The organism is Labrys okinawensis, from assembly GCF_002982075.1.
Classification (GTDB): Bacteria; Pseudomonadota; Alphaproteobacteria; order Rhizobiales; family Labraceae; genus Labrys; species Labrys okinawensis_A.
The window spans coordinates 146,341-167,275 of the sequence record NZ_PUEJ01000012.1; the positions used below are offsets into that span (position 1 = coordinate 146,341).

Consider the following 20,935-nt stretch of genomic DNA (forward strand, 5'->3'; position numbering starts at 1 on the left):
CTACATCTTGTTTTTTATGGCACCGCGCCGGCGTTCGGGCTCACGGGTGACCTGCAGATTGCCGGACCTGTCCAGCCGCAGCAGGGTGCCGCCGAGGCTGCGCTGCCAGGACTTGCCTCGGCCGTGGCCCGGATCGAGGGCCTGCTCGAGTGCCGCCCCCAGCGCCTCCAGGCGGTCGAGGCGCAGGCCATAGGCCGATCCCCTGCTCTTGTCCTGCACGAGCAGGATGGCCCGCTCCAGGATACGCAGCCTGATATCGGCCGGGCAGGCGGCGAGGCCGGGGCCGTCGAGCCGCAGACGGTCTTGGTCTCCGTGGGCGAGGATCTCGAAGCGCTCGGCCGTAATGGCTTCCAGCGCATCGCTGCTGCGCGCGGCCCGGCGGGCGAGCAGGGCCAGGCGTGCCGGGTCGAGGCCGAGCGGGGCGAGCTGGTCGAGAAGGGCACGCAGGCGAACGCGCTCAAATCGGGCGTTGCGGTTCGAGGGATCCTCAAGCCAGGTCATGCCGGCAGCCTGCAGGGTCGTCACCAGCCGGACCCGGGTCGCGCCGAGCAAGGGACGCAGAAGGCCGAGGCCGGGACGGAGAGGCGTGAGCGGGCGCATGGCGGCCAGGCCGTCGATGGCGGAGCCGTGCAGCAAGCGCATCAGCACGGTTTCGGCCTGGTCGTCGAGCGTATGGGCCGTGGCGATCGCATCCGCTCCGATTTCAGCCGCCGCTTCGGCCAGCAGGGCATAGCGGGCGCTTCGGGCTGCCTCCTGCAGCCGCGCGGCCGGCTTGTCGCCCTCCCAGCGCTTGATGATGCAGGGCAGGCCGAGATCGGCGGCTCTCGCGGAAACGATACGGCATTCCTCCGCGCTTTCCGGACGCAGGGCGTGATCGATACTTGCGACGGTGAGACGGGTTTGCGGGTTCTGCGCGTGCCAGCGTGCCGCGAGCAGCATCAGAGCGGTGGAATCGGCGCCGCCGGAGACCGCGAGGACGACATGGGTGCGATCATGGAAATCGGCGAACAAAGCCGGGAGTTCGTTGGGGGCGATGGGCGTAGACAAAGTGGCTTCCCGTTGCACGGCACCGCGCGTCATGAAGTCTTTCGGGGCCGCTCCCTACCCCTTATCCTTGCCCTTACCCTCTCCCGGATCGGGAGAGGGTTAGCGTGAGCGACGACAACGTCCTCACCCCACCTTGCAGGCGTTCTTCTTGATCTCGCGATCGGCTCCGCTGAGGATGGTCGGTCCGGCCTTAGGATATTTGCTGCCGACCGCCTGGAGAGCTGCGCATGCGGCGTCTTTCTCGCCCATGGCCGCCAAGGTGATACCCAGCTTGAGCATGCTGGCGGGCGCGCGCCTGGAATTGGCGTAGGTCTTGGTGACCTTCAGGAACTGCTCGGCTGCGTCGGTATATTGCTTGCGCTGATAGAGGCTCTCGCCGATCCAATGGATGGCGTCAGGCACGCGCTTGTCCTTGGGATGGCTGGCGATGAAATTGCGAAAGGCGGCCTCGGCCTGGTCGTAGCGTTGGGTCTCGATCAGGCGATAGTCGGCGGCATATTCGGCTTCCGGCGTGGCTGGAGCCCCGGGAGCCGGCGCCGGTTCGGCGCCGGCATTGGGCTCGTTGCTCGCCATGGGGCGCGAGGTGTCGACGGCGATGCCCGGCAGGCCAGGGGCGACGGTGGAGTTGCGCGGGCGCGGCGTCGAGGGCGGCGCCTGGTCGGGAACATCGCCGGTGGAGTCCTGCATGGCGACGTCGTCGCCGCCGCCGGCGGGAAGGCTGCCTAGGGAATTGGGCTGCGTGGCGGGGGGAGCGTTCTGGCCGCTCTTCTGGCGCGGAGGCGCGCTGGGGGCGGGCTTGGGGGCGGAAGCCTTGCCGCCGCCGCCTTCGAGGGCCTGCAGGCGATATTCGGTATCCTCCTGCTGGCGCTTCATGTCGTCCTGGAGGCGGCGCACCTGAGACTGCAGATCCTCGACGGTGCCGAGCAGCCTGCGGTTCTCGCCTTCCAGCCGCTGTACGCGTACGAGGAGATCGCCCATGGTGGACTCCTGGGCCACAACGTAGCCGCCTTGCGACGGGGTCGGCGCTGCGGCGGCGGGAGGCTGCTCATAAGTCGAGCCGGTGACGGTGCCGTCATATTCGGCTTGAGCAGGCGGCTGGGGGTAAGGCTGGTCGGGCGTGTAGCCATTATCCTGCGCGGATTGGTCCTGCCCGACGCTGCCGGGCGGCATCAGTCCCTCGTCATAGGACGCTGCGCGTACCGGGCCCGAGGGCAGGGCCAGGGTCACGGCCAGCAGAAGGGCGGCGGAAGCGGGGCGGAGCATAGGGCGGCTCATTCGGTTGCAATCAATCCAAAGCGTTCTGCGATCTGGCGGAATCGCCGTAAATCGCAAGGATGTGTCGAAACTCGGCATTCGAGCAAGGCGTGTTCTCACCACAACGCATCATGCTCCGGTCACGTCGATACCACACAGGTCAAGTCAGGCGAAACTTTGAACAAACGGCTTTCCCCATGATAGAAAAGGCGCAAACCCCACCAAATTTCGGCGGCGTGCTTAACGATGTCTGCCACATGCTGCCTCTTCGGGTCTATTACGAGGACACCGATTTCTCCGGCATCGTCTACCATGCCAATTATCTGCGCTTCTTCGAGCGGGGGCGGACCGAGTTCATCCGTGCGCTCGGGGTCGACCAGCTCGCCCTCCATCGCGAAGAAGGAATCGCCTTCGCCGTGCGGTCGATCCAGGTCGAATTCATGCGTCCTGCCTTGATGGACGACATCATCGAGGTGGAGACCAAGGCGGGTGAAGTACGCGGGCCCTCGCTGCATCTCGAACAGACCATCCGGCGGGGCGAGGAAGTCCTGACCACCGCCAAGGTGCTCGTGGTCTGTATCCGTAACGGCAGGCCGCAGCGCCTGCCGGAGAGTCTGCGTACTGTGCTATCAAGAGCATAGTGCGTCGGAGCGTAAACGCTTCTTTTCTCCGGTCCTTTGTTTGCGCACTTCTTTGCGGTCCGGGCAGCTTTCCTCAAATCGCAGAACGCTTCAGTCGGGATCAGTAATCGGGGGACCTGGAGCCGCCGTCATCAATGTTGCGGTGCATCATAAATAAGAATTCGCGAATCGAGGCCGGCCGTAACCCGACATTAACGGTACCGATGATCAATAGGCCTGGAATCCGCCGCTTATCGCGGTTGGGAAGGGGTGCCGCACTGCGGTCACATTCAAACGTCAAAAGGAGCCCGTGACGCCTGGAGTTGTTGCTCTGCACAATCAGGCGCGTGGATTTCCCGAGTAACGTTTGGTGTGTGCCGGGGCGGCACCTGAGGCAGGCTTGATCTTGGCTTGAAGCTCAGGATCGAGATCGGGCTCGCCGAGTGTTGCTGCGAATATGCCGATCTTGCGCGGATCAGCCTAGCTCGAATGTGCCGATCCCCTGCGGACCGGATAGACTGAGAAGACGCCGATCCTCGGGATCGGCTTTGGCCCGCCGGCCTCAGGACGAGGAATTGAAGGAATGGAAGCGACCGCCGATATGGCCCAGACGGCCCTGGCTCCGGTAACCGATGTGAGCCTGCTCGGATTGATCATGAATGCCGGTCTGGTCGTCCAGATCGTCATGCTGGGCCTGATGGCAGCCTCGGTGTGGTGCTGGGCCATCATCATCGACAAGGCCATCCTGTTCTCCCGGTCGCGCGCCGCCATGAACCGCTTTGAGCAGGTGTTCTGGTCGGGCCAGAGCCTCGAGGAGCTCTATCGTTCGCTGTCGCAGCGCCAGAACTACGGTATGGCCGGCCTGTTCGTTTCGGCCATGCGTGAGTGGAAGCGCTCGCTGGAATCGCCCGGCCGCTCCTTCCTCGGCCTGCAGGCCCGCATCGAGAAGGTGATGGACGTCACCGTTCAGCGTGAGGTGGAGCGTCTGGAATCCAAGCTCCTGGTGCTCGCCACCGTCGGCTCCTCCAGCCCGTTCATCGGCCTGTTCGGTACGGTCGTCGGCATCATGACCGCCTTCCAGTCGATCGCGGCCACCAAGAACACTTCGCTCGCCGCCGTGGCGCCCGGCATTTCCGAAGCCCTGTTCGCTACCGCCATGGGCCTGGTCGCCGCCATTCCCGCGGTGATCGCCTACAACAAGTTCAACGCGGAAGTCGCCAAGCAGCAGGCTCGCCTGGAAGGTTTTGCCGACGAATTCTCCGCCATCCTGTCGCGCCAGATCGACGAGCGCCTGGCCGCCTGAGCGGCTGCCTCGTTCCGGCCCCTATCTCGAGGAAAGCATCATGGGTGGAAGTGTTGCGACAGGATCCGGCGGCTCGGGCGGCGGGACGCGCCGCCGGCGCCGTCACAAGGCGCCGATCGCCGATATCAACATGACGCCGTTCATCGACGTCATGCTGGTGCTGCTCATCATCTTCATGGTCGCCGCGCCGCTGTTGACCCAAGGCGTCGATATCGATCTGCCGCAGACTCAGGCGAAGGCCATCTCGGTGGACAAGCGCCCGATCACCGTCTCCATCAAGGCGGACGGCCAGTCCTATCTGAACGACAGCGACAAGCCGGAGCCCGATTTGCTCGGTCGCCTCAAGGCGATGACGGAGAATGGGGCAGGGGTCGAAGAACGCATCTTCGTCAAGGGAGACGGCAAGGCGAGCTGGGACCAGATTGCCAAGGTGATGAGTGACATCACCGGCGCCGGCTTCAAGAAGGCCGCGCTGGTAACCCAGCCGCAGAGCTAGAACGGGAATGCTCGCATTTACCTCGTTTCGGCTGATGCGCGCGCTGACGGGCGGGCACGGGAACGGGGCAGCTTGGCGACGTCGCAGGGTATCGAACGGGCGATGACGTCGGGATTGGGGTTTGAAAGGCCGGTTTGAGTACGATGCGTGATTATGGACTTCCCGTTTCGGCGGCGGTGCATGCAATTTTGCTGGGAGCGTTGTTGTTCGCGTTTCCGGCCGCCAAGCCGCTCGACTCGGCGCCGGACGTTCCGATGAATACAGTCACGCCTGAACAATATGCCGAGATTATGAAGGGCGATCCCAGCCCGTCGGCCAGCGGTGGCGGCGGACAGGACGCGCCGCAGCAGGTGCAGGCTCCGCCGACGCCGCCCACGCGTGATGTGCCGGATGCCGAAGTCGCGGACAATGCCGACGACGCTCCGCCGCCCCCGCCGACACCCAAGCCCGATCCGAAACCTGACACGCAGGCCCTCGCCAAGCTGGCCGAGGCCGCTGCCGCGGCGGAAGCTGCTGCCAAGGCGCAGGAGCAGGCCAAGGCCGCTGCCGCAGCGAAGGCCGCGCAGGCCAAGGCGGACGCCGCCGCGAAGGCGGCCCAGGCCAGGGCTGCCGCCGATGCCGCTGCGAAGGCGCAGGCCGAGGCTCGTGCCGAGCTTGCCGCCAAGGCCGAGGCTGCGGCCAAGGAAGCGGCGGAGGCCGAGCGGCAGCAGAAGATCGCCGAGGCGGAGGCAAAGGCTAAAGCTGATGCCAAGGCCAAGGCGGTCGCGGACGCCAAGGCGAAGGCCGAGGCCGAAGCGAAAGCCAAGGCTGTTGCAGAGGCCAAGGCCAAGGCCGATGCGGAGGCCAAGGCGGTCGCGGATGCCAAGGCGAAGGCTGATGCCGAAGCGAAGACCAAGGCGATTGCCGAAGCCAAGGCGAAGGCTGACGCAGAGGCAAAAGCCAAGGCTGTTGCAGAGGCCAAGGCTAAGGCCGATGCCGAAGCAAAGGCGGTTGCTGACGCCAAGGCCAAGGCGGATGCTGCGAAGAAACAGCAGATGGCCGCGAATGCGAAGAAGTTCGATGATTTCGACTTCAGCAAAACGATCGGCAAGAACAAGCCGTCAGCCTCACCCGCAAGCACACCGGCAAAGCCTTCAGGTCGTGCCGGCAATACCCGTGATAATGTTGGTGAAACGGCTTCGACAGGCAGACCTGAGGCGACCGGGCGAAAGGCTACTCCCTCCGAGCAGATGGCCATGCAAGGCATGATCAACAGCCAGATCAAGGGGTGCCTCAATCTTCAGCTGGGCGTCGACGGCGATACGCAGAAGGCGACTATCCGTCTTCATATGAACGAGGACGGAACCGTCGCTCAAAGCGAGGTGGTTAATGCGACCAGCGCCACGGTTTCCGGTGCCGTGATGCGTGCCATCAAGCGCTGCATAACATCCGACAACCCGCTCAGGTTCAAGCGTGAGATCTACGCTTCCTGGAAGGTCTTCAACTACGAGGTGAGGCCGGGCAGCTTCTAAGCAAGCGCAAGGCCTCCAAAAAGTCGAGAGATGAGAATGTCCATCGCCTCCCTTATTCAGTCAAAGGTCCGCCTGGTTGCGACCGCACTGGCATTGGCCTTTGCCGGCGTCAGCGTGCCTGCGGCGGCGCAAGATAACATCATGACGTTGCATTTCGACGGCGGGGCCGGTGTAACCCCGGTCTCGGTTGCGATCATGCCGATGAGCGGCGGCGGGCGCGATCTTTCCGGCATCATCAGCAACGATCTCAGCCGCTCCGGCCTGTTCCAGCCGATCGATCCGAAGGCCTTTGTCGAGCAGGTCGGTCCCAATGCCACGCCGAATTTCGCAAGCTGGCAGACGCTGAACGCCCAGGTCGTAGTGGCGGGCCAAGTCGTGCCCACCGGCAACGGCCTCGGCATCCAGGTGCGAGTCTGGGATGTCGCCCAGGGCAAGCAGATCGCCGGCCAGCAATTCTCGACCTCGGCCAATAATTGGCGCCAGCTCGGCCATCTCGCCGCCAATACTGCATTCAAGGCGGTGACGGGTGAGCCGGGCGCTTTCGACACGCGTATCGCCTTCATTTCGGAGTCCGGCCCCAAGGACAAGCGCGTCAAGCGCCTGGCCGTGATGGACCAGGACGGTGCTAACACCGTCTATCTCAGCCGCGGCACCGACCTCGTTCTGACGCCGCGTTTCTCGCCGACCAACCAAGAGTTGACCTATCTGTCGTTCGGCGATGCTGATCCGCGCGTCTTCCTGGCCAATGTCCAGACCGGCCAGCGCGGCGTAGTCGGCAACTTCCCGGGCATGACCTTCTCGCCGCGCTTCTCGCCGGACGGGCGCAAGGTGATCATGAGCTATGAAAAGAACGGCTCTTCGACCATCCAGGTCCTGAACCTGCAGTCGAAGCAGGCGACCCAGCTCACCAATGGCAGCGCCATCGACACCTCGCCTTCCTATTCGCCGGACGGCAGCCGCATTGTGTTTGAATCCGATCGCGGCGGCACCCAGCAAATCTACATCATGAACGCTGACGGCTCGAACCAGCAGCGTATTTCCAGTGGCGAGGGCGGTGCCCGCTATTCCACGCCGGTCTGGTCGCCCCGCTCCGACCTGATCGCCTTCACTCGCCAGAAGGGTGGCCAGTTCGGCATCGGCATCATGAAGCCGGACGGTTCGGGCGAGCGCATGATCACCGAGGGCTTCCACAATGAAGGCCCGACCTGGGCGCCGAACGGCCTTTATCTGATGTGGTTCCGCGACCTCGGCCAGGGGCCGCAGCTCTGGCAGGCCTCGATCTTCGGCACGCCCGAGCAGCGCGTACCGACGCAGGGCTTTGCCTCCGATCCGGCCTGGTCCACCAATCTGTTCAAGCAGAACTGACGCAAGAAGCGAGTTTCGGGTGCACGGGCATCTTGCCCGTTCTCGGAAACTCTATGCTTGCAGGAAGAGAAGAACGGGCAAGATGCCCGTGCACCCCGAAAAATCACCCCTCTCCGGTTTCAACGCCGGGGAGGGGTTTTTATTTGGCCCGCGATGACGCTTCTTGTGTGCGAGGCGCCGTTTCGGGCCAATCCTCGGTCGGGTCTTCTTCCTGGCTCGCCGCGAGGGCCTTCAGGCGCCGGGCATAGCGTTGAGCCAGGATGGCGCAGGTCATCAGCTGGATCTGGTGGAACAGCATCAGCGGCAGCACGATGGCGCCGATGTTCTGGCCGGCGAAGATAACGGTTGCCATCGGCACGCCGGTGGCGAGGCTCTTCTTGGAGCCGCAGAACACGATGGTGATCTCGTCCTCCTTGGAGAAGCCGAGACGGCGGCTGCCATAGGTGGTGATCAGGAGCACCAGGGCGAGCAGGGCGGCATCGACGAACACCATGGTGAGCAGGGCCGTGGCCGAGAATTGCCGCCACAGTCCACCCGTCACGGCATCGGAAAAGGCCAGATACACCACCATCAGGATCGAGCCGCGGTCGACGAAGCTCAGCACGAAGCGATGCCTGCGTACGAAGCCACCGATCCAGGGCTGCAGCACTTGGCCGAGTACGAAGGGCAGCAGGAGCTGGGTGACGATGGTGATCAGCACCGAGCCGGAAAAGCCCACGCCGCGCGAGGCGAAAAGCAGGCCCGCCAGCAGCGGTGTGATGAAGATGCCGAGAATGTTGGAGCCCGATGCCGCGCAGACGGCGGCTGGGACATTGCCGCCCGCTATCGAGGTGAAGGCGATCGAGGACTGTACCGTCGAGGGCAGGATGGCGAGGAAGAGAATGCCGCTGGCGAGCGTCGGCGTCAGCAGCGACACCAGGCCGTAATCGAGCGCGAGCGCCAGCACCGGGAAGAGGGCGTAGGTCGCCAGCAGGATGGTGAGGTGCAAACGCCAGTGTGAAAGGCCCGCAATCACCGTGTCGCGCGACAGCCTGGCGCCGTGCAGGAAAAAAAGCAGGGCGATCGCACCATTGGCCAGGGCTGCGAATATCTCGGCCGGCCGCCCCGCAACGGGCAGGAAGCTCGCCAACGCCACGACACCCAGGAGCATCAGCATGAAATTGTCGGGGCGGAAGCGCGAGAGCAAGTTGATGATCACCTGACCGGGACAAACGGTATTGCCGCAACGGGCGGCGGCGAGACGGCACCCTTGGAATGCTAGCCAGCGTTAACCCATCCTTGCGAGGGGCGGAAGCCTCACCCGCGGCGTCGTGGGCCTGCGCAGACCTGCTATGCACGCGCAGTGGGGCGGGAGCCGCAGAGGCGGCCGGCCCGCACGACTACTGGGCTCAGGCGCGCTGGAAGGCGCTCGGCCGGACCACCACCGGCTCCGTCGCCGCGCCGCGGAAATAACGGGCTTCGCCATTGCCGGCGAAAACGGCGGCGTTGAGCAGTTTGAGGCCGACCGGCTTGTTGTTCTCGCTGCTGCGCAGACTTGGCGTATCGACCTCCACTACCGTGCCTTGCGTGCCCAAGGCGACTTCCAGGCGGCGAGTGGCGCCGACACGGCGCTGCGCCACGATCAGCCCATTGAGAGACGAGGCGCCCGGCTCCACTGGTGTGACGTCGTGCGGGCGCACGAACAGGCTGGCCGGCCCGTCCGGCAGGCCGTCGGCATTGAAGGGCAGGGCCGTGCCGTCGAGCAGGATGCGTCCCTGCGAGATCGCCACCGGCACGCGGCTGGACTCGCCGATGAAGCCGAAGATGAAGGGTGTGGCCGGATGGTCATAGATCTCGTCGGGCACGCCGAGCTGGTCGATACGGCCCTTTTCGAGCACGGCGATGCGGTCCGACAGTTCGAGCGCCTCGTCCTGGTCGTGGGTGACGAAGATGGTGGTGTGGCCGGTCTTGTCGTGAATGGTGCGCAGCCAGCTGCGCAGATCCTTGCGGACCTTGGCATCGAGGGCGCCGAACGGTTCGTCCAGCAACAGCACCTTGGGTTCGACGGCAAGGGCGCGGGCGAGGGCGACACGCTGGCGCTGGCCGCCGGAAAGCTGGGAGGGGTAACGCTGGCCGAAGGCGCCCAGCTGCACGAGATCGAGCAGCTCGGCCACGCGCCTGACGATCTCGGCTTCGGCCGGCCTTTTGGCGCGCGGACGAACCCTCAGGCCGTAGGCGACATTGTCGGCCACCGTCATGTGGCGGAACAGCGCGTAATGCTGGAACACGAAGCCGACCCGGCGCTCCTGCACCGTCAGGCCGGCCGTGTCGTCGGCGCCGAAAAAGACGGTGCCGGTGGTGGGGCGCTCGAGCCCGGCGATGATGCGCAGCAGCGTGGTCTTGCCCGATCCGGAAGGACCGAGCAAGCCGAGAAGCTCGCCCGACTTGATCTCGAGATCGATGCCGTGCAGGGCCGGCGAGACGCCGTAGCTCTTGGTCAGGCCCGTAACGCGGATGTCCATGATCTGGTCCTTGCTAAAGCATCTTCTGGAAAACTGGCAGGCTTTTCGGTTCAGAAGGTGCGTCGAAACAACGAATTAGTGTTTGGCGCCGTGAGCGAGTTCGTCACCATAGCGCCATTCGAGCAGCGTCTTGGCCACGAGGGTCACCAATGCGAGCATTGCCAGCAGAGAGGCGACGGCGAAGGCGGCGATCGCGGCCGAGCCTCCGCCTTCATAGAGAATCTGGATATGCAGCGGCATGGTGTTGGTGCCGCCGATGACGTGGCCCGACACCACCGAGACTGCGCCGAACTCGCCCATGGCCCTGGCATTGCACAGGAGCACGCCATAGAGCAGGCCCCAGCGGATGTTGGGCACGGTCACGGTCCAGAACATTTTCAGCGGCGAGGCGCCCAGCGTCAGCGCCGCCTCCTCGTCCGCCTTGCCCTGGGCCTGCATCAGCGGAATGAGCTCGCGGGCCACGAAGGGGAAGGTCACGAAGATAGTGGCGAGCACGATACCGGGCAGGGCGAAGATGATCTGGATGCGATGGGCCGATAGCCAGGGGCCGAGTAGGCCCTGTGCGCCAAACAGCAGTACGAAGACGAGGCCCGCCACCACGGGAGAGACCGAGAAGGGCAGGTCGATCAGGGTGATGAGCAGGCTCTTGCCCTTGAAGTCGAACTTGGCCACGGCCCAGGCCGCGATCACGCCGAAGACGATGTTGAGCGGCACGGCGATCAGGGCGACGATCAGGGTCATCCAGACGGCGGTGCGGGTATCCGGGTCTTCGAAGGACTCGAAATAGGCGGCAGCCCCGCTACGGAATGCTTGGTAGAACACCTCGATCAGCGGCAGCACCAGGAAGGCCGCGAGAAAGACGAGGGCGATGCCGATCAGGACGCGGCGAACCCAGGACGTCTCGGTGGTGACCGCGTGTTCACGGCTGACGGGCGGTTCGCGATAGAGCTCGATCGCCAGTTCGGAGGTTGAATTAGGCATCGCCCATCCTCCTGCGGCTCCAGGCCTGGATCAGGTTGATCGCCAGCAGCATGGCGAAGGATATCGCCAGCATGATGATGGCGATGGCGGCGGCATCGGCATATTTGTTCTGCTCGAGCTTCTGGAAGATCAGGCTCGGCACGATTTCCGAGACATAGGGAATATTGCCCGCGATGAAGATCACCGAGCCGTATTCGCCGACGGCACGGGCGAAAGCGAGGGCAAAGCCGGTCAGCACGGCAGGCAGCAGCGGGGGCAGCAGCACGCGCGTCACCGTCTGGAAGCGCGTGGCGCCGAGCGTGGCGGAGGCTTCCTCGATTTCCTTGTCGATCTCGGCCAGCACCGGCTGGAGCGTACGCACCACGAAGGGTAGGCCGATGAAGACCAAGGCGACGAAGATGCCCTTGGTGGTGAAGGCGACCTTGATGCCGGCAAGGGCGAAGAACTGGCCGATCCAGCCATTGGAGGCATAAAGGCTCGACAAGGCCAGGCCCGCCACGGCCGTCGGCAGGGCGAAAGGCAGGTCCACGGCGGCGTCGACCAGGCGCTTCCCCGGGAAGTCGTAGCGCACGAGCACCCAGGCGACGATGACGCCGAAGACGACATTGACCAGGGCGGCGATCAGGGAAATGCCGAAGGTGACCCTCAGCGCCGCGGCAACCTGCCCCTCGGCCGCAATGGCCAGGATGCCGGAGGGGCCGAGCACAGCCGCCTTCTGCAGCAGAGCGGCCAGCGGGATCAACACGATCAGGCTGAGATAGAAGATCGTATAGCCGAGCGTCAGGCCGAAGCCCGGCAGGGCACTCGGCTTGACGAAAGGGGCGCGAAGGGTGGCGGCAAGAGCCATGGGCGGTTCCTGGGTGGAATGTCATCCCGTGCGCGATGCAGCATGAGATGCTGCGTCGCAGACACGGGACCGTAAAACGAGAAAGGCGCTCTATTCGGAGCTCGGTCCCGGCTCTGCAAAGCGCCACTGCGTGCCGCATCGCGTCCGGGATGACGTGCCTTCACCCCTTCGGCTTGTAGATCTGGTCGAAAATGCCGCCATCGGCAAAATGCTTGGCCTGGACCTTGGCCCAGCCGCCGAACTGCGGGTCGGAAATGGTGAACAGCTTCAGCTTGGCGAAACGGGCGAGGTCGGCCGGATCGGCGGCTGACTCGTCGCTGGCGCGATAGCCGTTATGGGCGATGATCTTCTGGGCAGCCGGGGTGTAGAGGAAGTTGAGATAGGCCTCGGCCTGCTTGCGGGTGCCCTTGGCATCCACATTGGCGTCGACGATGCTTACCGGCGGCTCGGCCAGGATCGAGATCGAGGGTACCACCACCTCGAGCTTGTCCTCGCCGAATTCCTTCAGCGTCAGGAAGGCCTCGTTCTCCCAGGCGATCATCACATCGCCGACCTCGCGTTGCGCGAAGGTGATGGTGGCGCCGCGGGCGGCACTGTCGAGCACCAGCACATTGCGATAGAGGGCCGCCACGAATTCGCGCGTCCTGTCCTCGTCTCCACCCGTCTTGTCCCACGCATAGCCCCAGGCGGCCAGATAGTTCCAGCGCGTGCCGCCGCCGGTCTTGGGATTGCCGGTGATCACGGCAACGTCGGGGCGCACGAGGTCGCCCCAGTCCTTGATGCCCTTGGGATTGCCCTTGCGTACCACGAAGACAATGGTGGAGGCATAGGGCGTGGAATTGCGCGGCAGGCGGGCCTGCCAGTTCTCCGGGATCTTCTTGGTCGCCTTGGCGATAGAGTCGATGTCATTGGACAAGGCCAGCGTCACCACATCGGCGTCGAGCCCATCGATGACGGCGCGCGCCTGCTTGCCGGAGCCGGCATGGGACTGCTTGATGGTGAGGTCCTCGCCCGTCTTGGTCTTCCAATCCGCTGCGAACGCCTTGTTGATTTCCTTGTAGAGCTCGCGCGTGGCGTCATAGGAGACGTTGAGCAACTCGGCGGCATGGCCGCGCGTGGGCGCGCCGAAGGTCATCCACAGCACGAAGCCGAGGGCCAGCAGCACGGCGAGGGTGTCGCGAAGGCGGGTGAGGCTGGTCATGCCGTTCATTTCACAACCTGGAAGCGGGAAAGGAGAATTTACAACTTCTTCATATATCCACTAAATCAATCGACATTGTCAATGTGTTAAATTGGGTAAATTCCACAACAATTACGTGTTATATGTGGACTATCCCGACCGAACCCGCCGATCGAGCGACTGTGGAAGTCGGGCAGCATTTTGCAGGGAAGTCCCAAAAAGAAACGGGCCCGCAGGCCCGCTTCGCTTCGTCGGTTGGCCGCATCATTGCGGCTTATAGATCTGGTCGAACACGCCGCCATCGCCGAAATGCTTGGGCTGGGCGGTCTTCCAGCCGCCGAAGCGGGCATCGTCGATCGTCACCAGCTTGAGCTTGGGAAAGCGGGCGAGGTCGGCCGGATCGGCGGCCTTTTCGTCGATCGGCCGATAGAAGTTGTGGGCGATGATCTTCTGGGCGGCCGGCGTGTAGAGGAAGTTGAGATAGGCTTCGGCCTGCTTGCGCGTGCCTTTGGCATCCACATTGGCGTCGACGATCGCGACCGGCGGCTCGGCCAGGATGGAGGAGGAGGGCGAGACGATCTCGTATTTGTCGGCGCCGAACTCCTGCAGCGTCAGGAAGGCCTCGTTCTCCCAGGCGATCAGCACGTCGCCGGTGTCGCGTTGGGCGAAGGTGACGGTAGAGCCGCGGGCGCCCGAGTCGAGCACGGGCACGTTGCGGTAGAGGGCGGCAATGAAATCGCGGGCCTTGGCCTCGTCGCCATTGTTCTTGTCGAAGGCATAGCTCCAGGCGGCTAGATAGTTCCAGCGCGCCCCGCCGCTGGTCTTAGGATTGGGAGTGATCACAGCGATGCCGGGTTTGACCAGATCGTCCCAGTCCTTGACCCCCTTGGGATTGCCCTTGCGCACCACGAAGACGATGGTCGAGGTGTAGGGCGAGGAGTTGTGGGGCAGGCGCGACTGCCAATTGTCGGGGAGCTTCTTGGTCGCCTTGGCGATGGCGTCGATGTCGCCGGACAGAGCGAGGGTCACCACATCCGCCTCGAGGCCGTCGATCACAGAGCGTGCCTGCTTGCCTGAGCCGCCATGCGATTGCTTGATGGTGAGGTCTTCGCCGGCCTTGGCCTTCCAATCGGCGATGAAGGCTGTGTTGATCTCCTTGTAGAGCTCGCGCGTCGGATCATAGGAGACATTCAGCAGTTCGGCGGCGCGAGCCCCTGCGAGCGCGCCGAAAATCAGCCAGAGCACCAGGCCCAGGGCGAGGAGGACGCCGAGCGTATCTCTAAGGCGCGCAAGGCGAAGCGTTTTGATCGTCATGGGATGGTTTCCGGTCGAGAGAGAAGCTGACCAAATCTCCACTAAATCAATCAACCTTGTCAATCTATAAAATGCATGGACTAAAGGTATTATAGCTCAATCCACATGTCGCTCCTGTGTGACATAAATGCGACAGTGGCGGGGAATGGCGGCGCGCCTCGCTTGAGCCCAGCCGGGGCCACCATTGTGCCGGAATTGATCAGCACTTGGTTAACCATAGTGGCAGTTTAGCTCTTGGGGTGGGGTGCGACCGCGGCGCGGCGGTCAAGAAATCGCCGCGGGCCGTGTTTGCGGAACGTTCGATTAACCAGCTTTCGCTATGGCTGGTTTACCAATTCTGACGACCGGAGGAGTAACCGGAATGATGACGTCCCTGCGCGCGGTCCCTGCACTGCGCTTTGCCGCTGCACTGACCTGCGTGCTCGCATTGGCGGCCTGTAAGAGTAAGTCGGGTGCCGGCGATGGCCTTGGCGGGCCCGGCGGCGCTGGTGGTGGCGGCTACGGCGCCGGCGGCGCTGCATCGCCCGGCAGCCAGCAGGACTTCGTCGTGAATGTCGGCGACCGCGTGCTGTTCCTTGTCGACCAGTCCGACATCACCCCCGAAGGGCAGCAGACGCTGAACAAGCAGGCCCAGTGGCTGAAGGCCTATCCGCGCTACTCCGTCACCATCGAAGGCCATGCCGACGAGCGCGGCACGCGCGACTACAACTTCGCCCTCGGCCAGCGCCGCGCCCAGTCCGTGCGCGACTATCTGATGGCGCAGGGCATTTCGGGCAGCCGCATGCGCACCATCTCCTACGGCAAGGAGCGCCCGGTCGCGACCTGCAACGACATTTCCTGCTGGTCGCAGAATCGCCGCGCCGTCACCGTGCTGAACGGCGGCAATTCTTAAGCGGGGGCGGGTCTTCGGACCCGCCTGATCCTGTGTGTTTTTGAGGCGGACGAGACGTCCGCGGTTCCAGCCGAAGCATTGGCCACACGAACCTTGCAAGGTTTGCAACGGCAACGCTCAGGTGGGGACCGCGGGCGTCCTGTCCGCCTCTTGTTTTTCTCTAACTCTCTGTTTCTCAGTGTTTTTTAATCGAAAAGTCCATCAACTTTTCTGTAAAACGCTTTAAAAGCTGCGTCAGTCCTCGTCGCCGAACAGCGGCATCTGGGGCGCTGTCGAACTCGGCACTGCCAGACCGAGATGGCGATAGGCATGCGGCGTCATCACCCGGCCGCGCGGCGTGCGCTGCAGGAAGCCCTGCTGAATCAGATAAGGCTCGATGATGTCCTCGATGGCGTCACGCGGTTCGGACAGCGCCGCGGCGATCGTCTCGATGCCCACCGGGCCGCCGCCGAAGCTCAGCGCCACCAGGTTCAGATAGCGGTTGTCCATGGCATCGAGCCCGGCCTGGTCGACTTCCAGCGCGCTCAAGGCCTTGTCGGCGATGGTTCTGGTGATGGTTTCGGCGCCGAGCACCGCAGCGAAGTCGCGCACACGGCGCAGCAGGCGGCCGGCAATGCGAGGCGTGCCGCGGGCCCTGCGGGCGATTTCGTTGGCGCCGTCATCGGCGATCGGCGTGCCCATCACGCGGCCGCCGCGCTTCACGATCAGCTCAAGCTCCTCCACCGTGTAGAATTGCAGACGAATGGGAATGCCGAAGCGGTCGCGCAGCGGTGTGGTCAGCAGCCCGGCCCTGGTGGTGGCGCCCACCAGCGTGAACTTGGCGAGATCGATGCGCACCGATCGCGCCGCCGGTCCCTCGCCGATGATGAGGTCGAGCTGGAAATCCTCCATGGCGGGGTAGAGGATTTCCTCCACCGCCGGATTGAGGCGGTGGATCTCGTCGATGAAGAGGACATCGCGTTCTTCGAGATTGGTGAGCAGGGCGGCCAGATCGCCGGCCTTGGCAATCACCGGCCCCGAGGTGGCGCGGAAATTGACCCCGAGCTCGCGCGAGACGATCTGGGCCAGCGTGGTCTTGCCGAGGCCCGGGGGGCCGACGAACAGCACATGGTCGAGGGCATCGCCACGCTTGCGGGCGGCCTCGATGAAGATGGACAGGTTCTCGCGCGCCTTGGCCTGGCCGACGAACTCGCCGAGGTCCTGCGGGCGCAGCTTGGAATCGGCCGCATCCTCGTCACGCGAATCGCCGCTCAGGAGGCGGGCGGATTTGGGTGCCTCGCCGCCGGCGCTCTTGCGCGTGGGCTTCATCGTGACAATTCCTTCAGGCCGAGGCGTATGAGCTTGGCCGTCTCGGCGCCTTCACCCGCTTCCCGCAAGGCGGCGGCGACGGCAGCCGAAGCCTGGGTCTGGGCGTAGCCGAGATTGACCAGGGCAGACACCGCATCGCTGACGGGGCCGGCGGCGCGCTGTTCGCCGAGATCGCTCTGCAGGCTGATGACGTCGGCGGGAACATGGCCGAAGCTCGGCACCTTGTCCTTGAGCTCGGAAACGATGCGCTGGGCAACCTTGGGGCCGACGCCGGGCGAGCGGGCCACGGCAGCCTTGTCCCCCAGCGCGATGGCGGAGGCGAGATCCGCCGGTTTGAGTGTAGAGAGGATGGCGAGCGCCACCCTGGTGCCGATGCCCTGCACCGTCTGCAGCAGGCGGAACCAATCCCGTTCATTGTCGCTGGTGAAGCCGAACAGGCGAATCTGGTCCTCGCGCACATAGGTTTCGATGGCGAGCACCGTCGCTTCGCCGACGGAGGGCAGGGCGCTGAGCGTGCGGGTGGAGCAATAGACGACATAGCCCACGCCCTGCACGTCGAGGATCACCCAATCCTCGCCATAGCTGTCAACGATCCCGCGCAGTTTACCGATCATGAAAATCCTCTCACGGCAGTTCTAATGCTTTGCCGTGATTCGGGGCATGGGCCTAATCCTGGGACCGCCGGCTTCCAGCCTGCTCTCGCTCCCGCCGGTGTCGCGGCTTCAAGAGCAGGCGGGAAGCCGGCGATCCCAGGATTTCTCACTTGCCGAAGAGAGCAGAAAGCTCGGCATAGGACATGGCATCCTTGGCAAAGCCGAAGGTACCCTGGTCGCGCAGCTCGAGGGCGGCCCGCTTCAGGGCGCCGAAAGCCGCGCGGGCGAACGAGCCGCCGACACTGACGCGGCGCACGCCGAGCCTGGCGAGGTCGGCGACGGTGAAATCCTGCCCGCCCACCGTGAACAGCACGTTGAGCGGCCGGTCGATCGAGCTCAGCACGCTGGCAATCTGGTCGAGGCGAGTCAGCGCCGGCGCATAGAGCACCTCCGCCCCTGCCTCCTGAAAGGCCTGGAGGCGGCGGATGGTATCGTCGAGGTCGGCGATGCCGTGGAGGAAATTCTCGGCGCGGGCGGTGAGCACGAAACCTCCGGCCCGCGCGGTTTCGGCCGCGGCGCGCACTCGGTCGACGGCATGGCCGAATTCGTAGATCGGCTGCTCGGGCCGGCCGGTTGCGTCCTCGATCGAGCCCCCGGCGAGCCCGACCTCGATGCCCGCGAGAATGGTGGCCCGGCAGTCTTCCGGCGCATCGCCGAAGCCGTTTTCGAGATCGGCGCTCACCGGCAGGCCGGTCGCTTCCACGATGGCCCGGGCATTGGCGAGCGTTTCCTCGCGTGACATCTGGCCATCCTTGCGCCCGAAGGTGAAGGCGAGGCCGGCGCTGGTGGTGGCAATGGCAGAAAAGCCAAGCGAATCCAGAAGCTTGGCGGACCCGGCATCCCAGGCGTTGGGAATGAGGAAAAGTTCGGGACGCTGGTGCAGTTCGGAGAACACGGCGGCGCGGCGAGCCTGGGTCATGGCGAATCCTCGAATAAATTCACGATTTGTTCTAGGGGCGGCAAACCGGGGTGGCAAGCGCTATTTACCTGGGAGCGCGTGCATCTGCGAGATGCCAGCGTCTCAGGAGGACCGCTTCAGGACCGCTGCCAGATTATGGCTGGTGCGGTGATGGGCATGGGTGATGGCGACGGCCAGGGCGTCGGCCGCGTCATCCGACTTCGGGTCGGCCTTGGGTAGCAGAACCTTGATCATCAGGTGGATCTGCTGCTTGTCGGCATGGCCGGAGCCCACCACGGTCTTCTTGACCAGGTTCGGCGCATATTCATTGACGGCAAGGCCGGCCTGGGCTGGCACCAGCATGGCAATGCCGCGGGCCTGGCCGAGCTTCAGGGTTGCCGTGGCATCCTTGTTGACGAAGGTCTTTTCCACCGCCGCCTCGTCGGGCTCGAAACGGGTCACCACCTCCGTCAGGCCCTTGTGCAGTTCGAGCAGGCGGTGGGCGAGTTCCTCATTGTCGTCGGAAAACACCGTGCCGCAGGCGATGAAGGTCAATCGGTTGGCCAGTACTTCGATGACACCCCAGCCGGTGCGGCGCAGGCCCGGGTCGACGCCAAGGATACGGATGGGGGTCTGGGACATATTTTCCTGGGATCGCCGGCTTTCAGCCGGCTCTTCCCTTTCCTGCGAACGGTCTGATTCCAAGAGCCGGCTGAAAGCCGGCGGTCCCCGGATTACTCAGCCAGCTTCGCCATCAGGGCGTCGGAGAGCTCGAAATTGGCATAGACGTGCTGCACATCGTCATGGTCGTCGAGATTGTCGACCAGGCGCATCAGCTTCTCGCCGGTCTCGTCGTCGACGGCCACCGTGTTCTGCGGACGCCAGACCAGGCCGGATTTGCGGGCCTCGCCAAGCTGGGTTTCCAGAGCCTTGGTTACTTCGGCGAGATTCTCGGCGGCGCAGATAAATTCATGGCCATCCTCGGAGGAAGCGCAGTCATCGGCTCCGGCTTCCAGGGCGGCTTCCAGCATGGCATCCGGGGAGCCCTTGTCGGCGTCATATTCTATCACGCCGACCCGGTCGAACATGAAGGACACAGCGCCGGTTTCGGCCAGATTGCCGCCGGCCTTGGTGAAATAGGAACGCACGTCCGAGGCGGTGCGATTGCGATTGTCGGTGAGGGCTTCGACGATCAGGGCCACGCCGCCGGGGCCATAGCCCTCATAGCGGATCTCGTCATAGTTCTCGCCGTCGGCGCCAGCAGCCTTCTTGATGGCCCTGTCGATATTGTCCTTGGGCATGTTCTCGGCGCGGGCGGCCAGCACGGCCGCGCGCAGGCGCGCATTCATGTTCGGATCGGGCAGGCCGAGCTTGGCCGCCACCGTAATTTCACGGGCGAGCTTGGAGAAGAGCTTGGAACGCTTGGCATCCTGCTTGCCCTTGCGGTGCATGATGTTGGCGAACTGGGAATGACCGGCCATGTGTCCTGCCTTGTGTCGATCTGAGGCTCCGCGAAGCGAACCCAATGAATTGTGGCGCGGCTTATAGAAAAGGCGGCGGGAAAAATCCATACCGAGAGGCAAATCCCGGGATGCCAGGCGAGATGCCGCGGGTTCCCGGTGCGCTAGACTCCCCAAAAAGCCGGCTCGGCCCGCGACAGTTTCCCGCCGATTCTCACCGGCGCGATCCTCACGGCAAGGCCCGTGCTGTCGTCGGTCTCCACCGCCAGGCCCGACAGGGTCGCCTCGCCGGTCGCCGGCTCGAAGCGCAGCCCCGGTGTCTTCTGGATAAAGCGCCGCACCGGCTCTTCCTTGTCCATGCCGAGCACGCTGTCATAGTCGCCGCACATGCCAGCATCCGACATATAGGCGGTGCCGTGGCTGAGAATCTGGTGATCCGCCGTCGGCACATGGGTGTGGGTGCCGATCACCAGGCTGGCGCGCCCGTCGGCGAAATGGCCAAGCGCCTGCTTCTCGCTGGTGGCCTCGGCGTGCACGTCCACCACCACCGCGTCGGCGCCGAGACCGAGCGGGCAGGCGGCGAGCTCTCGTTCGAGCGCCGCAAAGGGATCGTCGAGCGCATCCATATAGACCCGGCCCATCACCTGGATCACCAGCAGCCGGGCTCCGTTCCTCAGGTCCACCAGTGTGGCGCCGCGCCCCGGCGTGCCCTTGGGATAATTGGCGGGACGGATCAGTCGCGGCGCCCGCTCGATGAAGACGAGGGCCTCGCGCTGGTCGAAGGAGTGATTGCCGAGCGTTACCACATCGGCACCGGCGGCGACGACCTCGTCGAAGATCGCCTCCGTCAAGCCGAAGCCGCCGGCGGCGTTCTCGCCATTGATGATGACGGCATCGAGGTTCCAGGCTTCGCGCAGGCCCGGCAGGCGTTCGATCACTGCATTGCGGCCGGTGCGGCCGACGATGTCGCCGAGGAAAAGCAAGCGCATGTTAGGGTCTACCCTCGGCTATGGTTTGGATTTGACGGGAGCGATTTTGGCCGAGGATGTCCGCAGTTGTGGAGCAAGTGCGCGGGAGTTCGAGGACGCAAGCCTTTCGGCTTGCTACGTTCGCCACAGGCAAAGCCTGTGGCTGATACGACGCGCTCATCGGCCAAAAGCGCCCCGCCGCCGAAGGCGGTGAGGTTAAAAATGGTCGTCTGCAGCGTCGCTTCGCTTGCCAAGACGGGAGTCTGGGCAGCGCTGGCTCCTCCCATCCAATCATTTTTGACCTCATCAAATTCAAAATCATAGCCGAGGGTAGACC

The 20,935-nt window shown here is 64.3% G+C and carries 20 protein-coding genes; 6 read left to right on the forward strand and 14 right to left on the reverse strand.

The genetic code is table 11. The annotated features are described in order from the left end of the window. Complete coding sequence (gene tilS, locus C5L14_RS26205; RefSeq protein ID WP_105865003.1) at positions 1–1,080, reverse strand: tRNA lysidine(34) synthetase TilS; 1,080 nt, start codon at positions 1,078–1,080, stop codon at positions 1–3. Between the two features lie 90 nt (positions 1,081–1,170). Continuing rightward, positions 1,171–2,310: a tol-pal system protein YbgF gene (gene ybgF, locus C5L14_RS26210; RefSeq protein ID WP_181161335.1), complete on the reverse strand. Its 1,140-nt coding sequence runs from the start codon at positions 2,308–2,310 to the stop codon at positions 1,171–1,173. Between the two features lie 248 nt (positions 2,311–2,558). Here ybgF and ybgC point away from each other — a divergent pair, with 248 nt between their 5' ends. The 5 genes from ybgC (at position 2,559) to tolB (ending at position 7,596) form a co-directional block, all read left to right on the forward strand. Then, positions 2,559–2,942: a tol-pal system-associated acyl-CoA thioesterase gene (gene ybgC / locus C5L14_RS26215; RefSeq protein ID WP_245443595.1), complete on the forward strand. Its 384-nt coding sequence runs from the start codon at positions 2,559–2,561 to the stop codon at positions 2,940–2,942. A 562-nt stretch (positions 2,943–3,504) separates the two neighbouring features. After that, complete coding sequence (tolQ, locus tag C5L14_RS26220; RefSeq protein ID WP_068285660.1) at positions 3,505–4,224, forward strand: protein TolQ; 720 nt, start codon at positions 3,505–3,507, stop codon at positions 4,222–4,224. Between the two features lie 40 nt (positions 4,225–4,264). Next, positions 4,265–4,720 (forward strand): ExbD/TolR family protein, encoded by a 456-nt coding sequence (locus tag C5L14_RS26225; protein ID WP_105865006.1) that lies wholly within the window; start codon positions 4,265–4,267, stop codon positions 4,718–4,720. Positions 4,721–4,863: 143 nt separating this feature from the next. Continuing rightward, positions 4,864–6,231, forward strand: a complete 1,368-nt coding sequence (gene tolA / locus C5L14_RS26230) for a cell envelope integrity protein TolA (protein ID WP_105865007.1) — start codon at positions 4,864–4,866, stop codon at positions 6,229–6,231. A gap of 30 nt (positions 6,232–6,261) precedes the next feature. Beyond that, positions 6,262–7,596 carry a Tol-Pal system beta propeller repeat protein TolB gene (gene tolB / locus C5L14_RS26235; RefSeq protein WP_105865008.1) on the forward strand — a complete coding sequence of 445 codons (1,335 nt, stop codon included), beginning with the start codon at positions 6,262–6,264 and terminating at the stop codon, positions 7,594–7,596. A 139-nt stretch (positions 7,597–7,735) separates the two neighbouring features. On the opposite strand, the gene C5L14_RS26240 is transcribed toward tolB, so the two are convergent. From C5L14_RS26240 to C5L14_RS26265, 6 genes are all read right to left on the reverse strand, one after another. Next, positions 7,736–8,752 carry a bile acid:sodium symporter family protein gene (locus C5L14_RS26240; protein WP_105865049.1) on the reverse strand — a complete coding sequence of 339 codons (1,017 nt, stop codon included), beginning with the start codon at positions 8,750–8,752 and terminating at the stop codon, positions 7,736–7,738. 232 nt (positions 8,753–8,984) lie between these two features. Beyond that, positions 8,985–10,097 carry a sulfate/molybdate ABC transporter ATP-binding protein gene (locus C5L14_RS26245; protein WP_105865009.1) on the reverse strand — a complete coding sequence of 371 codons (1,113 nt, stop codon included), beginning with the start codon at positions 10,095–10,097 and terminating at the stop codon, positions 8,985–8,987. Between the two features lie 75 nt (positions 10,098–10,172). Then, positions 10,173–11,078, reverse strand: coding sequence for a sulfate ABC transporter permease subunit CysW (gene cysW, locus C5L14_RS26250; protein ID WP_105865010.1), 906 nt, complete (start codon positions 11,076–11,078; stop codon positions 10,173–10,175). Then, positions 11,071–11,925 carry a sulfate ABC transporter permease subunit CysT gene (cysT, locus tag C5L14_RS26255; RefSeq protein ID WP_105865011.1) on the reverse strand — a complete coding sequence of 285 codons (855 nt, stop codon included), beginning with the start codon at positions 11,923–11,925 and terminating at the stop codon, positions 11,071–11,073. Before cysT ends, cysW begins: the two co-directional genes overlap by 8 nt. Positions 11,926–12,085: 160 nt before the next feature. Next, entirely contained in the window at positions 12,086–13,126 is a 1,041-nt protein-coding gene (locus C5L14_RS26260; RefSeq protein WP_428832663.1) for a sulfate ABC transporter substrate-binding protein, read from the reverse strand. 243 nt (positions 13,127–13,369) lie between these two features. Then, positions 13,370–14,413, reverse strand: a complete 1,044-nt coding sequence (locus C5L14_RS26265; protein ID WP_245443598.1) for a sulfate ABC transporter substrate-binding protein — start codon at positions 14,411–14,413, stop codon at positions 13,370–13,372. A 367-nt stretch (positions 14,414–14,780) separates the two neighbouring features. On the opposite strand from C5L14_RS26265, the gene pal reads away from it, so the two are divergent. Continuing rightward, a complete protein-coding gene (pal, locus tag C5L14_RS26270) occupies positions 14,781–15,311 on the forward strand; it encodes a peptidoglycan-associated lipoprotein Pal (protein WP_105865013.1) in 531 nt (176 codons plus the stop codon). Positions 15,312–15,545: 234 nt separating this feature from the next. Here the strand turns inward: pal and ruvB are convergent, their stop codons facing one another. The 6 genes from ruvB to C5L14_RS26300 all read right to left on the reverse strand — a co-directional run bounded on the left by ruvB (position 15,546) and on the right by C5L14_RS26300 (position 20,619). Continuing rightward, a complete protein-coding gene (gene ruvB, locus C5L14_RS26275; RefSeq protein ID WP_105865014.1) occupies positions 15,546–16,619 on the reverse strand; it encodes a Holliday junction branch migration DNA helicase RuvB in 1,074 nt (357 codons plus the stop codon). Next, positions 16,616–17,233 carry a Holliday junction branch migration protein RuvA gene (ruvA, locus tag C5L14_RS26280; RefSeq protein ID WP_105865015.1) on the reverse strand — a complete coding sequence of 206 codons (618 nt, stop codon included), beginning with the start codon at positions 17,231–17,233 and terminating at the stop codon, positions 16,616–16,618. The genes ruvB and ruvA overlap by 4 nt, the downstream gene beginning before the upstream one ends. 145 nt (positions 17,234–17,378) lie before the next feature. Further along, positions 17,379–18,191 carry an isocitrate lyase/PEP mutase family protein gene (locus tag C5L14_RS26285; RefSeq protein ID WP_105865016.1) on the reverse strand — a complete coding sequence of 271 codons (813 nt, stop codon included), beginning with the start codon at positions 18,189–18,191 and terminating at the stop codon, positions 17,379–17,381. A gap of 102 nt (positions 18,192–18,293) precedes the next feature. Continuing rightward, positions 18,294–18,812 (reverse strand): crossover junction endodeoxyribonuclease RuvC, encoded by a 519-nt coding sequence (gene ruvC, locus C5L14_RS26290; RefSeq protein WP_105865017.1) that lies wholly within the window; start codon positions 18,810–18,812, stop codon positions 18,294–18,296. 92 nt (positions 18,813–18,904) lie between these two features. After that, the gene (locus tag C5L14_RS26295) at positions 18,905–19,651 is read right to left on the reverse strand and encodes a YebC/PmpR family DNA-binding transcriptional regulator (RefSeq protein WP_105865018.1); all 747 of its coding nucleotides are present in this window, start codon (positions 19,649–19,651) and stop codon (positions 18,905–18,907) included. A gap of 143 nt (positions 19,652–19,794) precedes the next feature. After that, positions 19,795–20,619 carry a TIGR00282 family metallophosphoesterase gene (locus tag C5L14_RS26300; protein WP_105865019.1) on the reverse strand — a complete coding sequence of 275 codons (825 nt, stop codon included), beginning with the start codon at positions 20,617–20,619 and terminating at the stop codon, positions 19,795–19,797. Positions 20,620–20,935 lie beyond the last annotated feature (316 nt).

Bases quoted from the DNA above. Each gene is read 5' to 3' on its own strand.
- tilS (WP_105865003.1), bottom strand. From the start codon at position 1,080: ATGACGCGCGGTGCCGTGCAACGGGAAGCCACTTTGTCTACGCCCATC.
- ybgF (WP_181161335.1), bottom strand. From the start codon at position 2,310: ATGCTCCGCCCCGCTTCCGCCGCCCTTCTGCTGGCCGTGACCCTGGCC.
- ybgC (WP_245443595.1), top strand. From the start codon at position 2,559: ATGCTGCCTCTTCGGGTCTATTACGAGGACACCGATTTCTCCGGCATC.
- tolQ (WP_068285660.1), top strand. From the start codon at position 3,505: ATGGAAGCGACCGCCGATATGGCCCAGACGGCCCTGGCTCCGGTAACC.
- C5L14_RS26225 (WP_105865006.1), top strand. From the start codon at position 4,265: ATGGGTGGAAGTGTTGCGACAGGATCCGGCGGCTCGGGCGGCGGGACG.
- tolA (WP_105865007.1), top strand. From the start codon at position 4,864: ATGCGTGATTATGGACTTCCCGTTTCGGCGGCGGTGCATGCAATTTTG.
- tolB (WP_105865008.1), top strand. From the start codon at position 6,262: ATGAGAATGTCCATCGCCTCCCTTATTCAGTCAAAGGTCCGCCTGGTT.
- C5L14_RS26240 (WP_105865049.1), bottom strand. From the start codon at position 8,752: ATGCTGATGCTCCTGGGTGTCGTGGCGTTGGCGAGCTTCCTGCCCGTT.
- C5L14_RS26245 (WP_105865009.1), bottom strand. From the start codon at position 10,097: ATGGACATCCGCGTTACGGGCCTGACCAAGAGCTACGGCGTCTCGCCG.
- cysW (WP_105865010.1), bottom strand. From the start codon at position 11,078: ATGCCTAATTCAACCTCCGAACTGGCGATCGAGCTCTATCGCGAACCG.
- cysT (WP_105865011.1), bottom strand. From the start codon at position 11,925: ATGGCTCTTGCCGCCACCCTTCGCGCCCCTTTCGTCAAGCCGAGTGCC.
- C5L14_RS26260 (WP_428832663.1), bottom strand. From the start codon at position 13,126: ATGACCAGCCTCACCCGCCTTCGCGACACCCTCGCCGTGCTGCTGGCC.
- pal (WP_105865013.1), top strand. From the start codon at position 14,781: ATGATGACGTCCCTGCGCGCGGTCCCTGCACTGCGCTTTGCCGCTGCA.
- ruvB (WP_105865014.1), bottom strand. From the start codon at position 16,619: ATGAAGCCCACGCGCAAGAGCGCCGGCGGCGAGGCACCCAAATCCGCC.
- ruvA (WP_105865015.1), bottom strand. From the start codon at position 17,233: ATGATCGGTAAACTGCGCGGGATCGTTGACAGCTATGGCGAGGATTGG.
- C5L14_RS26285 (WP_105865016.1), bottom strand. From the start codon at position 18,191: ATGACCCAGGCTCGCCGCGCCGCCGTGTTCTCCGAACTGCACCAGCGT.
- ruvC (WP_105865017.1), bottom strand. From the start codon at position 18,812: ATGTCCCAGACCCCCATCCGTATCCTTGGCGTCGACCCGGGCCTGCGC.
- C5L14_RS26295 (WP_105865018.1), bottom strand. From the start codon at position 19,651: ATGGCCGGTCATTCCCAGTTCGCCAACATCATGCACCGCAAGGGCAAG.
- C5L14_RS26300 (WP_105865019.1), bottom strand. From the start codon at position 20,619: ATGCGCTTGCTTTTCCTCGGCGACATCGTCGGCCGCACCGGCCGCAAT.